Origin of the sequence: Halobacterium zhouii, assembly GCF_021249405.1 — an archaeon.
Classification (GTDB): Archaea; Halobacteriota; Halobacteria; order Halobacteriales; family Halobacteriaceae; genus Halobacterium; species Halobacterium zhouii.
This window is the reverse complement of sequence record NZ_CP089593.1, coordinates 955,110-967,958: the sequence shown is the minus strand read 5'-3', so window position 1 is coordinate 967,958 and position 12,849 is coordinate 955,110. Positions and strand designations below refer to the sequence as shown.

The 12,849-nt window shown below is 66.5% G+C and carries 14 protein-coding genes; 6 read left to right on the top strand and 8 right to left on the bottom strand.

Annotation, left to right across the window (positions count from 1 at the left end; genetic code table 11):
* Window positions 1-51 precede the first annotated feature (51 nt).
* Window positions 52-1,611 (top strand): phospholipase D-like domain-containing protein, encoded by a 1,560-nt coding sequence (locus LT970_RS04980; RefSeq protein WP_232688363.1) that lies wholly within the window; start codon window positions 52-54, stop codon window positions 1,609-1,611.
* Between the two features lie 13 nt (window positions 1,612-1,624).
* Here the strand turns inward: LT970_RS04980 and han are convergent, their stop codons facing one another.
* The gene (gene han / locus LT970_RS04975) at window positions 1,625-3,520 is read right to left on the bottom strand and encodes a Hef-associated nuclease (RefSeq protein WP_232688362.1); all 1,896 of its coding nucleotides are present in this window, start codon (window positions 3,518-3,520) and stop codon (window positions 1,625-1,627) included.
* A 193-nt stretch (window positions 3,521-3,713) separates the two neighbouring features.
* Here han and LT970_RS04970 point away from each other — a divergent pair, with 193 nt between their 5' ends.
* Complete coding sequence (locus tag LT970_RS04970) at window positions 3,714-4,196, top strand: JAB/MPN domain protein-containing protein (protein ID WP_232688361.1); 483 nt, start codon at window positions 3,714-3,716, stop codon at window positions 4,194-4,196.
* Entirely contained in the window at window positions 4,193-4,645 is a 453-nt protein-coding gene (locus LT970_RS04965) for an FAD synthase family protein (RefSeq protein ID WP_232688360.1), read from the top strand. The genes LT970_RS04970 and LT970_RS04965 overlap by 4 nt, the downstream gene beginning before the upstream one ends.
* 91 nt (window positions 4,646-4,736) lie before the next feature.
* Here the strand turns inward: LT970_RS04965 and LT970_RS04960 are convergent, their stop codons facing one another.
* Together LT970_RS04960 and LT970_RS04955 are read right to left on the bottom strand one after the other, a co-directional pair.
* Window positions 4,737-4,913 (bottom strand): hypothetical protein, encoded by a 177-nt coding sequence (locus LT970_RS04960; RefSeq protein ID WP_232688359.1) that lies wholly within the window; start codon window positions 4,911-4,913, stop codon window positions 4,737-4,739.
* Between the two features lie 82 nt (window positions 4,914-4,995).
* Window positions 4,996-6,138: an acyl-CoA dehydrogenase family protein gene (locus LT970_RS04955; protein WP_232688358.1), complete on the bottom strand. Its 1,143-nt coding sequence runs from the start codon at window positions 6,136-6,138 to the stop codon at window positions 4,996-4,998.
* Window positions 6,139-6,306: 168 nt separating this feature from the next.
* Between LT970_RS04955 and LT970_RS04950 the strand changes: the two genes are divergently transcribed.
* Both LT970_RS04950 and LT970_RS04945 read left to right on the top strand, forming a co-directional pair.
* Window positions 6,307-7,161 carry an RIO1 family regulatory kinase/ATPase domain-containing protein gene (locus LT970_RS04950; RefSeq protein WP_232688357.1) on the top strand — a complete coding sequence of 285 codons (855 nt, stop codon included), beginning with the start codon at window positions 6,307-6,309 and terminating at the stop codon, window positions 7,159-7,161.
* Between the two features lie 114 nt (window positions 7,162-7,275).
* Window positions 7,276-8,793: an aldehyde dehydrogenase family protein gene (locus LT970_RS04945; protein WP_232688356.1), complete on the top strand. Its 1,518-nt coding sequence runs from the start codon at window positions 7,276-7,278 to the stop codon at window positions 8,791-8,793.
* A 30-nt stretch (window positions 8,794-8,823) separates the two neighbouring features.
* On the opposite strand, the gene LT970_RS04940 is transcribed toward LT970_RS04945, so the two are convergent.
* The 5 genes from LT970_RS04940 to LT970_RS04920 all read right to left on the bottom strand — a co-directional run bounded on the left by LT970_RS04940 (window position 8,824) and on the right by LT970_RS04920 (window position 11,549).
* On the bottom strand, window positions 8,824-9,414 hold the full coding sequence (locus LT970_RS04940; protein WP_232688355.1) for an NUDIX domain-containing protein: 591 nt from the start codon (window positions 9,412-9,414) through the stop codon (window positions 8,824-8,826).
* A 357-nt stretch (window positions 9,415-9,771) separates the two neighbouring features.
* Window positions 9,772-10,596, bottom strand: coding sequence for a nitrilase-related carbon-nitrogen hydrolase (locus LT970_RS04935; protein ID WP_232688354.1), 825 nt, complete (start codon window positions 10,594-10,596; stop codon window positions 9,772-9,774).
* Window positions 10,597-11,028 carry an SRPBCC family protein gene (locus tag LT970_RS04930; protein WP_232688353.1) on the bottom strand — a complete coding sequence of 144 codons (432 nt, stop codon included), beginning with the start codon at window positions 11,026-11,028 and terminating at the stop codon, window positions 10,597-10,599.
* Window positions 11,029-11,099: 71 nt separating this feature from the next.
* The gene (locus LT970_RS04925; protein WP_232688352.1) at window positions 11,100-11,324 is read right to left on the bottom strand and encodes a DUF7123 family protein; all 225 of its coding nucleotides are present in this window, start codon (window positions 11,322-11,324) and stop codon (window positions 11,100-11,102) included.
* A gap of 39 nt (window positions 11,325-11,363) precedes the next feature.
* Window positions 11,364-11,549, bottom strand: coding sequence for a DUF7525 family protein (locus LT970_RS04920; RefSeq protein ID WP_232688351.1), 186 nt, complete (start codon window positions 11,547-11,549; stop codon window positions 11,364-11,366).
* A 122-nt stretch (window positions 11,550-11,671) separates the two neighbouring features.
* Between LT970_RS04920 and LT970_RS04915 the strand changes: the two genes are divergently transcribed.
* Window positions 11,672-12,838, top strand: a complete 1,167-nt coding sequence (locus LT970_RS04915; protein WP_232688350.1) for an LEA/WHy family protein — start codon at window positions 11,672-11,674, stop codon at window positions 12,836-12,838.
* Window positions 12,839-12,849: the final 11 nt, after the last annotated feature.

Below are 12,849 nucleotides of genomic sequence, written 5' to 3'. Positions count from 1 at the left end.
GCAGTGTACTGAGCCGAAAGTTCAAATACGAGAGCGGGACCAACCCGGTGCGTGCTGGTCCGTCTCGCGCTCGTCGCGCTCCTCGCGTCCACCTCCATCGTCGGCGTCGCGCCCAATCCAGCGACCGACGGCGATGTCGGGGAGTTCGTCACCGTCCAGTTCTCGGAGCCGACGAACACGACGGGGTGGGCGCTCGACGACGGAGAGTCCGCCGCATCCCTTCCGAATCGAACGCTCTCGGGAACGGTCGCTCTTTCGACGGACCCGGTGACCGCGCGCAACCGTACCGACAGACGCGTGGTCGGTCTCCAGGGGTCGCTGTCGCTCTCGAACGCCGGCGAGTGGGTGGCGCTCCGGGCTGACGGCCGAACCGTCGCGAACGTCACGTACACGAGCGCGCCGACCGCCGAACGGTGGACGAACGAGTCGTGGACGCCGCTCGGCGCGACCGACTTCCCACCGTTCACCGCCGAGAACGTCAGCGTATCGGCGTTCACGCTCCCAGACGACCCTGGGCGGCCGCTGGCTGCCGTTCGCGGGGCAGAGACGCGACTCTACCTCGCAGGGTACACGCTCACGTCAGAACGCGTCACGCGAGCGCTCGTGCGGGCTGCCCGCCGCGGCGTCGACGTGCGCGTGCTCGTGGAAGGCGGCGTCGCTGGCGGCGTCCCGGCACCCGAGGCCGCACGCCTCACGTCGCTCGCGGACGCCGGCGTCGACGTGCGCGTCATCGACGGCGAACGCGCCCGCTACAGTTTCCACCATCCGAAGTACGCCGTCGCGGACGACCGCGTCGTGGTGCTCTCCGAGAACTGGAAGCCGTCAGGGACTGGCGGGCACGCGAACCGCGGCTGGGGCGTGACCGTCCGTGACGGCCGCGTCGCCGACCACCTCGCGCGCGTGTTCCGCGCGGACACTGGCTGGGCGGACGCGGAGTCGTGGCGCGAGGTCCGCCCGGACGTCACGCTCGTCGGGTCGGACCCAGCGACCGAGACGTATCCGATGCGGTTCCCGCCCGTGCACGCGAACGCCGAGCGCGTCCGCGTGCTGCTCGCGCCTGACAACGCACGGCGCGGCGTCCGGAAACTCGTCGCGTCCGCGGACGAGTCGCTGCTCGTCGAGCAAGTGAGCATGGACGAGCACAGCGCGTTCGTGAACTGGACCATCGACGCGGCGCGACGCGGCGTCCGCGTTCGCGTGCTGCTCTCGGGGACGTGGTACACCGAAGCGTCGAACCGGAACACGACCCAGCGCCTCAACCGGGTCGCCGCTGAGGAGAACCTCGACCTGCGGGCGGCCCTCGTCGACCCGCGCTCGCGCTTCGAGAAAATCCACGTCAAGGGCGCCGTCGTCGACGGCGAACGCGCGCTCGTCGGGAGCCTCAACTGGAACGAGCACGCCGCGACGGAGAACCGCGAGGTCGTCGTCCTGGTCGAGGACAAGCGGGTCGCCACCTACTACGAGCGGGCGTTCCGCGCGGACTGGCGCGGCGGTGCGTGGCGACTCCCGATCGGACTGAGCGGCGTGGTGGCTTCGGTCGTCGTTACTGCCGGCGTCTGTGCGTCGAGAATCGAGTTCCGCGGTACGGACGCTGGGGGGACCCAGCGTTGAGCCACAACCGGAACTACCGCTTGGGTGCGCTGTGAAGTTCTTCGTCGAGTTCCGCGTCCGCCATCTTCTCGATGAGCGCGTCGAGGACCTCCTCGCGCATCCCCGGGACGAAGCGGATGGAACCGACGACGAGGTGGCCGCCGCCGGAGACGCCGGCGCCGGGCAGTTCCTCGTTCAGGTCCTCGACCATCGTCGGGATGTCGAGGCGCACGCCGTCGGAACGCAGCACCGCGAAGTCCGGGCCGTAGCCGATGGTGATGACGGGTTCGCCGGTCTCCTCGACTTTGCGGTCGTGGATCTCGCCGGTCGTCTTGCCGGGCGCCGGGTACGTGAATCGGTGGGCGTGGTTCTCCACGTCGATGCGGTAGAGGTTCGCACCGTTCGCGACGCGCTCGTGTTCGACGTGGGGCATCGCGGCGTCGAGTTGCTCCTCGACGTCGGCTTCCGCACGGTCGGCCAGGAACGGCACGAGGTTTCGGTGGCGGTCCCCGTCGCCGTCGACGTTCAACACGTCGTTGATCAGGTGCGTCCCGGGGTCGTAGCGGAGCATGTACGCCTCGTAGTCGAGAGCTTCGCTGATCTCCTGGAGGAACGACTCGTCGTAGCCAGCGTCGCGGGCGAGGTCGAGGTAGTCCTCCATCTCGTCGGCCTTCGAGCGGTCCGAGAGGCCAGCGACGGCGGGAACGTGTTCGAGTTCCTCGGTGAGTCCCGGGTAGATCATCCGGGCGAGTTCGACACAGAGCATCCCCGTGGTGATGCGGTAGTCCTCGCCGTGGAGGTAGGGGTTGACGTGTTCGTCGACGAACGGCTCGACCGCCTCGGGGTCGGGGTGGTGGTGGTCGACGACCACGATGGGGATGTCGTAGTGGTCGAGCGTCTCGTAGGCAGGCGTGTCCTCCTCCGTGCTGCCGTTGTCCAACATCAGGACGAGCGGGAGTTTCTGTCCGTGGCGGGCCTCGTCCTCGAGCGCGAAGTTGAGGTCGCGCGTGGCGTCCTCCATCTCGTAGTACGGTGCCTTCGAGGGGAGGCGCCGGAGCAGGTGCCGGGGCGCGTCGACGTCCTGGTGGGCGTCCTCGATGAACTTCTCGAGGGCGTACTGGACCGGCACACTCGCGCACATGCCGTCGCCGTCGGCGTGGTGGCGCATTCGGATCGGGCGTCCCTCGAGGACGGCGCGACGGAGTTCCCGGGCGACCGATTCGAGACCCGGCATCATCTCTGCGAGCGCCGGCCAGTCGACGAGCGGGTCGACGTCGATTGGCTCCGAGCGCTCCGCGAGCGCAGCATCGAGGCGGTCGGAGACGGTAGCGGCGGCCTCGCCGTCCAGGACGTCGAGCGTCGACACTTCGACCTGGTAGGTTCCGTCGCGCTCTTCGACCTCACCCTCGACGTGGACTACGTCGCCGATCTCGACTTCGGGGTAGGCGCGAACGCCGGCCTCCTCGAAGGCAGTACAGGGGACGGCGATGGTCTCGTCGCGCACCTGGAAGATTGTGGGGCCGCTTGTCTGCTTGATTTGTACGACTTCGCCCTCGACGTGGACGGTGTCGCCGACGCGTTCGTCGACGGTGCCGGCGGCGACCCGCTCGTAGTCGTGGGCGCGCTCCTCGGTCTCGTACTCCTCGGGTTCTGCGAGTTCGAAACTCAGGTCGCCGTTCTCCCGGATCTCGGTGAGGTGGACGACGACGTCGTCGTCGACTTCGAGGTCACGGTCGCCGTCGAACGTGGACTCGTGGACGAGCCCGGAGACGTTCTCGGAGACGTCGACGAAGACCCCGTACTCGACGACGCCGTTCACGGTCGCGTGGTAGTGTTCGCCGGCGGAAACGTCCTGCGCGGTGCAGGCAGAGTGGAGACGAACGACGACGGGCCGGTCCTCGGTCCCGTCGGCAGCGTCAGTAGCAGTCATCTTGCACTGAAATTTGGCTTCGGCGTTTTTAACTCTTTACAGGCGCGCACGGGTAGCGTCCCGGAACCGGGTGGGCGACGTGCCGGAGTCCAAGTAGATGGCGTCCGGAAAAGACCGAGTGGACAGCGCCGAAAGAGTCCGAGTGGACGGCGTTCCGGAAGCCTCAACACACGCGAACGACGATGCACGTCGTATGGTGTTCGGTGGGAAACCCTCGGTGCTCGGCATCGCCGCCGAGGCGCTCGAGTTCGCCACGGAGGCCGCAGAGGACACCCACCCGAACGAGTACCTCGGACTGCTGCGAGCGACGCCAGCGTCCGACCTCGGCGTCGCCGAGAGGGGGTACGTCATCACGGACGTGCTGGTGGTTCCCGGCACGGAGACGAACCCGGTGAGCGCGACGTTCGGGTCGAGTCAGGTCCCGAACGACATGCGCACGGTCGGAAGCATTCACTCGCACCCGAACGGGGTGCTCGCACCGTCTGACGCCGACCGCGCGATGTTCGGGAAGGGCGAGGTCCACGTCATCCTCGGCGCGCCCTACGGCCCGGACCGCTGGCGGGCGTTCGACCACGAGGGGGAGCCCCGGAGCCTCGACGTCCTGGACGTCGAACTGCCGGACGACGAAGCGTTTTTCGACTTCACGCAGGAAGACATCGACGAGGAACTGGAATGACACGCGCGACAGCGGAGGACACGAGTCGCGTCGTCGCGCAGGGGACCTTCGACCTCATCCACCCGGGGCACGTCCACTACCTCGAGGACGCTGCCGAGATGGGCGAGGAGTTACACGTCATCGTGGCGCGACGCGAGAACGTCACGCACAAGCAACCGCCGCTGCTGCCGGACCGCCAGCGGCGGGACGTGGTCGCCGCCCTCGACGTGGTGGACGAGGCGCGCGTCGGCCACCCCTCCGACATCTTCGCGCCCATCGAGGAGATAGAGCCGTCGGTCATCGCGCTGGGCTACGACCAGCACCACGACGCCGACGCCATCGAGGACGCGCTCGCGGAGCGCGGCGTCGACTGCGAGGTGCGGCGGGCGTCGTCCCGCGAGAAGAACTACGAGGGCGAACTGCTTTCGACGGGGAACATCATCGACCGGATTCTCGACGAACGCTGCTAAAATGGCGCGTAGCGCGGCCGGAACGCTCGAACGGCGCGACTGAATCCTCGAACGGCGCGGCTGACGGCGTTCGCGGCGGCCGGTACTGACGCTACGTCCGCTTCTTCAGCGAATCCTCGGCCTTGTCGAGGTACTCCTGGGCCGTCTCGATGGCCTGTTCTTTCTTCCCGGACGCATCGCGTTTTGCTTCCTGGAGTTCCTCGCGCAGGGTGTCGGTAGCGTTCTGGACGGCGTCTGTCCCCCAACTATCGTCGTCACTATCGGACATTTCTCGGGACATTGTGGTCGGTAGTGTCGGACGGAAACGACAAGAATCTGATGGCGGCCGGGGGTCGAGGGCTACACGGCCGTCAGAGTCCGAGTTCGCGGCCGATGACGAGGTGCTGGATCTCGCTGGTACCCTCGCCGATTTCCATGAGTTTCGCGTCCCGGAAGAACCGCTGAGGCGCGAAGTCCGTGGTGTAGCCGTAGCCGCCGAGCGTCTGGACGGCGTCCTCGGCGACCTCGCGGGCGGCCTCGCTGGCGTCGAGTTTGGCGAGCGCGGACTCTCGGGCGACGCTCTCGCCGTCGTCGTACTTCGACGCAGCCCTGTGGGTGAGGAGGCGGGCGCGCTCGGTCTTCCGATGCATCGAGACGAGTTTGTTCCGGATGGCGTCGAACTTCGCGATGGGCTGGCCGAACTGCTCGCGTTCGAGCGCGTAGTCGTGGGCGGCCTCGTAGGCGCCCTGCGCGAGACCGGTGGAGAGCGCGGCGATCGAGATGCGGCCGCCGTCGAGGGTCTTCTTCGTCTGCTCCCAGCCCTCTCCCTCCTCGCCGAGCAGTCGGTCCTCGGGAATCCGGCAGTCCGAGAACTGGATCTCGCAGGTCGGGGAGGCGTTCAGCCCCATCTTGTCCCACTCCGTGGTGACCTCGAAGCCGTCGTCGTTCCGTGGGTCGACGATGAACGTCGAGATGCCGTCGTATCCCGCGTCGGGGTCTGTGACGGCTTTCACGAGCACGCTGCCGGCGACCGATGCGTTCGTGATGAACTGCTTGGTGCCGTTGAGCACGTACTCGTCGCCTTCCTTCTCGGCGGTGGTGTCCATGTCGCTGGCGTCGCTCCCGCTGCCGGGTTCGGTGAGCGCCCACGACCCGAGATACTCGCCCTCCGCGAGCGGGCGGAGCCACTTCTCTTTTTGCTCTTCGGTGCCGAACAGCTCGATCGGTTTCGACGCGAGCGAGATGTGCGCGGCGTACGAGAGGCCGATGGATCCGGAGACGCGGCCGAGTTCCTCTGTGACGAGCGCGTACATCAGTTGGTCGCCGCCGAGGCCGCCGTACTCTTCGCTGATGGGGACGCCCATCACGTCGAGGTCAGCGAGTTCGTCGAAGATTTCCTCGGGGAAGCGGTGTTCCTCCTCGATGTCCCACGCGATGGGTTCGATCTCCGCCTCGCTGAACTCCCTGACGGTGTCCCGAATCATCCGGTGTTCGTCGGGAAGGTCGAAGTCCATACGTGCAAATCTTCCAGCGGTCGCATAAACACACCGGAACGACCGTGTAGAACGCTACCAGAACGCGCCCGGACTGGCGAGCGTCGTCCAGTTCTCGGCCGTCGTCGTCTATTGAATCTGACGCGTCGGCCGCCACGCTTTATAGTAGCCGCTCCCGTCAGTGGGTTCGTGAGCATCCGTCGGTTCGTCCGCGGGACAGTTCCCTGGGACCAACTCGAGGCCGTCGCCAGCGAGGTCGGAGAGCGCTACGGCCAGGAGGCGGTCCGTGTGGAGTTCCTCGACGCGGACAACTGGCTGTCGACGCCGTGCGTGATGAACGAACGGTGGTTCGTGAAGGTCGTCACCGGGCAGAACGCGCTCGTCCACGCGCTGTTCACGGGCGCCCGAAACCTCGGCGCGTTCTCCAGTGGCACCGAGGGCTTCTTCGAGCCATTCGACGGCCCCGTGGAGATGGCCGAGCACGAACTCGAAGCAACCCGAAAACTCCGTGCTCTCGGCCTGAACGCGCCCCGCCCCGTGGAGGCATTCGAGGTCGACGGGCTCGGCGTGCTCGTCCTGGAGTATCTGCCGGAGTTCGAACCGCTCGACGCGCTCCCCCCAGACGAGGTCGAATCCCACCTCCCGGAACTGTTCGAGGCGCTCGCCGTGATGCACGCGAACGGCGTGGCCCACGGCGACCTGCGCGGCGAGAACGTCCTCGTCTACGAGGGAGACCTCTACTTCATCGACGCGACGAACGTCGCCGAGGACGGCCTCGCCGGGGCGCGAGCGTACGACCTCGCGTCCGCGCTCGCGGCACTCGAACCGCTCGTCGGCGAGAAGGCCGTCGTGGAGGCCGCTCTGGAGCACTACGACCCCGGGGGCGAGCAGTCGCGGACGCGCTCGGAGAACGCGACCGCGCTCCTCGAGGCCGAGGACTTCCTGAGTTTCGTCCAGGTTCGCCCGGACCACACGTTCGACGCCACCGCGTTGAACGGCGAGATAGAGAAGGCGGCGAGCGCCGACGAGCACGCCTCCCGGTAGTTCGCTGGCCAGTCAGGCAACGCCTCGAACTCAGTCGGCGCCTTCTGGGACCCCCACACTCGGTGGCGTACCGGCGGGCTTTTTTACCCCTCGAGCCGCAGTTTTTGCCGAACGATGACCACCTACGAACACTACATCGACGGCGAGTGGGTCGAGGGTGACGGCAGCGAGACCTTCGAGTCGAAGAACCCCGCGACCGGCGAGACGCTGGGTGAATTCCACCGCGGCACCGAGTCGGACGTCCGTGAAGCGACGGCGGTCGCCGACGAAGCCGAGGAAGAGTGGCAGGCGCTCTCACACATCGACCGCGCCGAGTATCTCTGGGACATCTACCAGGAACTCAAGGACCGCCACCAGGAGCTCGGCGAGATCGTCACCAAGGAGTGTGGCAAGGAGATCAGCGAGGGGAAGGCCGACGTCGCGGAGGCCTGGCACATGGTCGAGTGGGCGGCCGGCGACGCCCGCCACCCGAAGGGCGACGTCGTCCCCTCGGAGATCCCGAGCAAGGACGCCTACATGCGCCGCAAACCCCGCGGCGTCGTGGGCTGTATCACGCCGTGGAACTTCCCGGTCGCCATCCCGTTCTGGCACATGGCGGTCGCGCTCGTCGAGGGCAACACGGTCGTCTGGAAGCCCGCCGAGCAGACGCCGTGGTGTGGCCAGATCATCGCGGAGATGTTCGAGGACGCCGACATCCCGGACGGCGTCTTCAACATGGTGCAGGGCTTCGGTGACGCGGGCGCGGCCATCGTGGACGACGAGCGCGTCGACACCGTGCTGTTCACGGGGTCCGCGGAGGTCGGCCAGGAAGTCGCCCAGGAGGTTGCCCAGCAGCCGGGCAAACTCGCGGCCTGCGAGATGGGCGGGAAGAACGGCATCGTCGTCACGGAGGAGGCGGACCTCGACATCGCCGTCCACTCCGCCGTGATGAGTTCGTTCAAGACGACCGGACAGCGCTGTGTCTCCAGTGAGCGCCTCATCGTCCACGAGGACGTCTACGACGAGTTCAAGGAGCGCTTCGTCGACGTCGCACAGGACGTCGCGGTCGGCGACCCGCTCGACGAGGGCACGTTCATGGGTCCCGCCATCGAGCCAGAGCACGTCGACAAGATATCGAACTACAACGACCTCGCGCGCGAGGAGGGCGTGAACGTGCTCGTCGACCGCACGGAACTCGACGACAGTGAGATTCCCGAGGGCCACGAGGACGGCAACTGGGTCGGCCCGTTCGTCTACGAGGCCGACTACTCGCCCGACCTGCGCTGCATCAAGGAGGAGGTGTTCGGCCCACACGTCGCGCTCATCGAGTACTCCGGTGACATCGAGCGCGCGGTCGACATCCACAACGACACGCCGTACGGTCTCGCCGGCGCCGTCATCAGCGAGAACTACCGCCAGATCAACTACTTCCGCGACAACGCGGAGGTCGGCCTCGCCTACGGCAACCTGCCGTGTATCGGCGCTGAGGTTCACCTGCCGTTCGGCGGCGTGAAGAAGTCCGGAAACGGCTACCCGAGCGCCCGCGAGGTCATCGAGGCCGTCACGGAGCGCACCGCGTGGACGCTGAACAACTCAAAGGACATCGAGATGGCTCAGGGGCTGTCGGCGGACATCAAGACCCAGGACGAGTAACGAACTGCGTCGGTTGCGTAACGGACCGCCTCAGTTCCGCTGTTCGTCCATCTTCTCGCGCAGTTCGATGGCGCGTTTCGACTCCTCGAGTAGCCACGGCAGACTGTCCTCGCCGAACCGGTCGACGTGCGTCTCTTTTATCGAGTGGTCGGACGCTGCGAACTCCTCGGGCGTGAAGAATCGGGCGTCCGTCGCGTCCGAGGCGGCTTCGACGGTGCCGGTCGTCTTCGAGCGCGAGACTGCGTAGTCGATGCCGACCATGTACTGCTCGGGCACCGGTTCCCCGGCCTCGTCGTAGAAGCAGGTGAGGTCCTCGGCGTCGACGGCGAGACCGGTCTCCTCCTCGAGTTCGCGCGCGACACCCTCCCGTGGGCTCTCGCCAAGGTTCATCCGACCGGACGGGAGTTTCCACTCGCCCGACGTGCGGAAGTCCTCCACGAGGAGTAGGCTGTCGCCGTCCACCACGACGGCGCTGCCACCGGGTGTGGGGTTGTAGAACACGTAGTCGTCACACGATTCACACCGGTAGATCATCGGGGTGTCGACGACGCCGGACTCGGCACCCTCGACGGGGCCGACCGGGTCGCCGCAGTACGGACAGTGCTCGGGTGGCTGGTTCATCGCTACCGGCCACCACGGACCCCCGTGTAGTAACGCTGCCGTCGAATCGTTCGTGACAGAAAGCGGTGTTCGTAGCAGAAACCGGGGTCAGAACGAACGCGAGGGTAGGCGGTGCTGGGTGGCGTGGAAACGAGGGATGGACGAGGTGGGTGTGGACCCTTCCGGGAGAGGGTCCGCTCCGGTGTTGGCGACCGGAGATTGGTGGCGGATGCGGAGTCGAGGTGCGGGCGTTGTTGGTTCGCCAACGCGACACGAGAAAAGCGTCTCGCGTCGGCAACTGAATGTATTCACGCGTGGTGTTTAACCCTTTCTACACCGGCATCGTCTCTGATGGGGAACGACCCGCGTCGTTCGGTGTCAGCGACGATCCCCGAGCGCGGGGAACTCCTCGCGGACGCTGTCGACGCGGTCCGGATCGACGTCGGCGAACACCAGGTCAGGGCGGTCGTCGGTGCTGGCGAGGACGTTCCCCCACGGGTCGTACACCGTCGAGCGCCCGAGCAGTTCCGCATCCTCGAACTCGCCGCTGCCGTTCACCGCGGCGACGTACGCGAGATTCTCGATGGCGCGGGCGCGTGGCAGCACCTGCCAGTGCTCGACGCGGGGATAGGGCCACGCGGAGGGGACGAGCACGAGGTCGACACCCGAGTCGATGAGGTCTCGGTAGAGTTCCGGGAAGCGCAGGTCGTAGCACGTCGTGACGCCGACGGTGAACCCGAGGAGGTCCGCAGTGGGCAGCGTTTCGCCCGACGTTAGCAGTCTCGCTTCAGCGGACTCGTACCCGAACAGGTGGTGTTTTCGGTAGACGAGGCGGCGTTCGCCGTCGGCGTCGAACAGCACGCTCGTGTTCGCGAGTCCGCTGTCGGCGGGCTTGCTGATGTCGGCTGTCCCGCCAGACGGTTCTTCCATAGACGCACCCAGGTCCTCGACGATGCTTCCCGCGAGCACCGCGACGTCGTGTTCGACGGCCGCGTCGCTGACGGCAGTGAGCGTCGACCCGTGGAGCGCTTCGGCGGAGCGCTGGTAGGCGTCGAACGCGAAGAAGCCGACGTTGAACAGTTCCGGGAGACAGACCAGGTCCGCGCCGCGGTCGGCGGCCGCCGCGATGGCGTCGAGGGCGCGCTCCGTGTTCGCGTCCACGCTAGCTTCCTCGACGTAGAGTTGGGCGAGCGCGAGGCGCACTCACTCCTCACCCGCGGACTCGTCTTCGGTCTCCAGGGCACGCTCTAAGTTGTCGAGTTCGTCGTCGAGGTTGCGCTCGAAGAAGGATTCGACGCCCGGAACGGCGCCCTCCACGACGAACTCGTTGACGAGTCGCGACCCGGAGTCCGTCTCCTCGATGGTGTGCTCGCCGGTGACGTGAAAGACTCTCGACTTCCCGACGAACTTGACGTGCGTCGGCGGGTCGCGTTCGACCTCCCGGGTTTCTACGGAGACGGTGCTCCGGACGACTGGAATCGGGAGGCGGACGTGCCACGTCGTCACGTCGCCGTCGCGTTCGTAGCTATCGACGACGCTGATGGCGCTCGCGCGCTTCTCCGGGTCCGAGATGAACGCCCAGACGTCCTCGGGGGGAGTGGACAACTCGAACGCTCGCTCGACCCGAACGGTCATACAGAGCGTTGCCCGTCCGACAGCAAAAAATCGCCGGTTGTGTCGGCCGTCACGGTCTCGACAGTCGCCGGTTACGTCGGTTCGACGCGCCACGTCGTGGACTTCGACCGACTCCACTTCTCGATATCCACGTCTTCCGTCTTCTCCGCGAGTTCCGGCAGTCGTACACCGACTTGCTTGGAGGAGAGTCCGAGGTGCTTCGCGATGTTCTTCGCGCGGAAGTAGCGCTCACCGCGCTCTACGCTCTCGCGCAAGTGGTCGAGGATGCGTCGTTCCTCGTCGGTGTAGTCGCTCATCGAAGAGGAGTAGGGACTCGTCGCGTTTAACGGTTTCCGCTACGACCAGACGTGGATCGCGCCGACGCAGAGTACCGCGAGCGTCACCGCCGCCCCGAATCCGAGCGCCGTCTCGAACTGGCCTTGCGCGACGAACGCGTAGACGCCCGCCGCAACCGTCAGTAGTCCGAGTGCGAGACCGATGCCGACGCCCATGTCCGTCTCCTGTGCGGAGCCAGTCGCCATGCCCGGGGTTTGCCGGGGCCGTCCCTTAACTCGTTCTACTCGTCGCCGGATGCTGTCGGCGAACCGACCTCTGTGCGCGGGGAGACGACAGATTTTCCTCCCGCCGGCGTCCGCAGGCGAGTATGGACGTGCGCGCACTCCTGCTCGGTAGCACTCTTCGCGTCGCCGTGACGTCGATACTCGGCGTCGGCCTCGTCGTCAGTGGCGCGTTCTTCGCGGGCATCCTCGGCGTGCCGAGCGTCGCGACCATCGACAACGAATTCGGCGCGGTGAACGAGAGCCGGACCGCCATCCAGACAGACCTCGTGGTCCACAACCCGAACCCAATCGGGGTTCGGCTGGGTGACCTCACCGTCGAGTACGCGGTGGCGATGAACGGCATCGAGATGGCATCCGGAGCGAAACACGGCATCGGCATCGGCACCGGGAACTCGACGGTGAACCTCACCACCGACCTCCAGAACGAACGAATCCCGGACTGGTGGGCGAGCCACGTGAAAAACGGTGAGCGAACGAACCTCACCATCACGGCGACGGCGCACTCCGGACTGCTCGGTCGCTCGGCGACGTTCCAGCCCGCACCGAAAACAATCCGGACGGACGTCATCAGCCAGTTCAATTCGAGCGAGGACCGTCCGGTGAACGCGGGTGTCCCGCTCGTCGAGGACCCCATAATGGTCATCGAGGAGACCAACGCCTCGTGGGGCACCGTGACCAAAAGCGAGACGCCCATCCAGATGGAGTTCGACGTCTACAACCCGAAGACGGCGCCGGTTGCGGTCACGAACGTCGGCTACAACATCACGATGAACGGCGTGCTCGTCGGCCAGGGAGAGGTCTCCCAGACGGAGTCGATTCCGGGCCACACCAGGCGGACCATCGAGACGCCGACAGTCATCGACAACGAACGCCTCGACGAGTGGTGGGTAAGCCACCTCCGGAACAACCAGACGACGGAGTTGCGCATCGACTTCTACGCGGAGGTGGAACCCCCCGGGACGACCGAACCCGTTCGCGTGCCGCTTCGCGAGTTGACGTACACGCGCACCATCGAAACAGACATCTTCGGGTCGAAGGCGGCGGGCGACGCGTCGAGCGACGGCACCGAGAACTCGACCGGCGACGGCCAGTCGACGACCACGGACGAATCGACGACTACAGCCGAAGAAACCACGACTAGCGACACGACCACCCAGGAGACCACGACTAGCGACACGACCACCCAGGAGACAACGACCAGCGACACGACAACGACGACCGACGACGGCGTCCTCGCGAGACGAAGTTGAGCGAGGGCTCG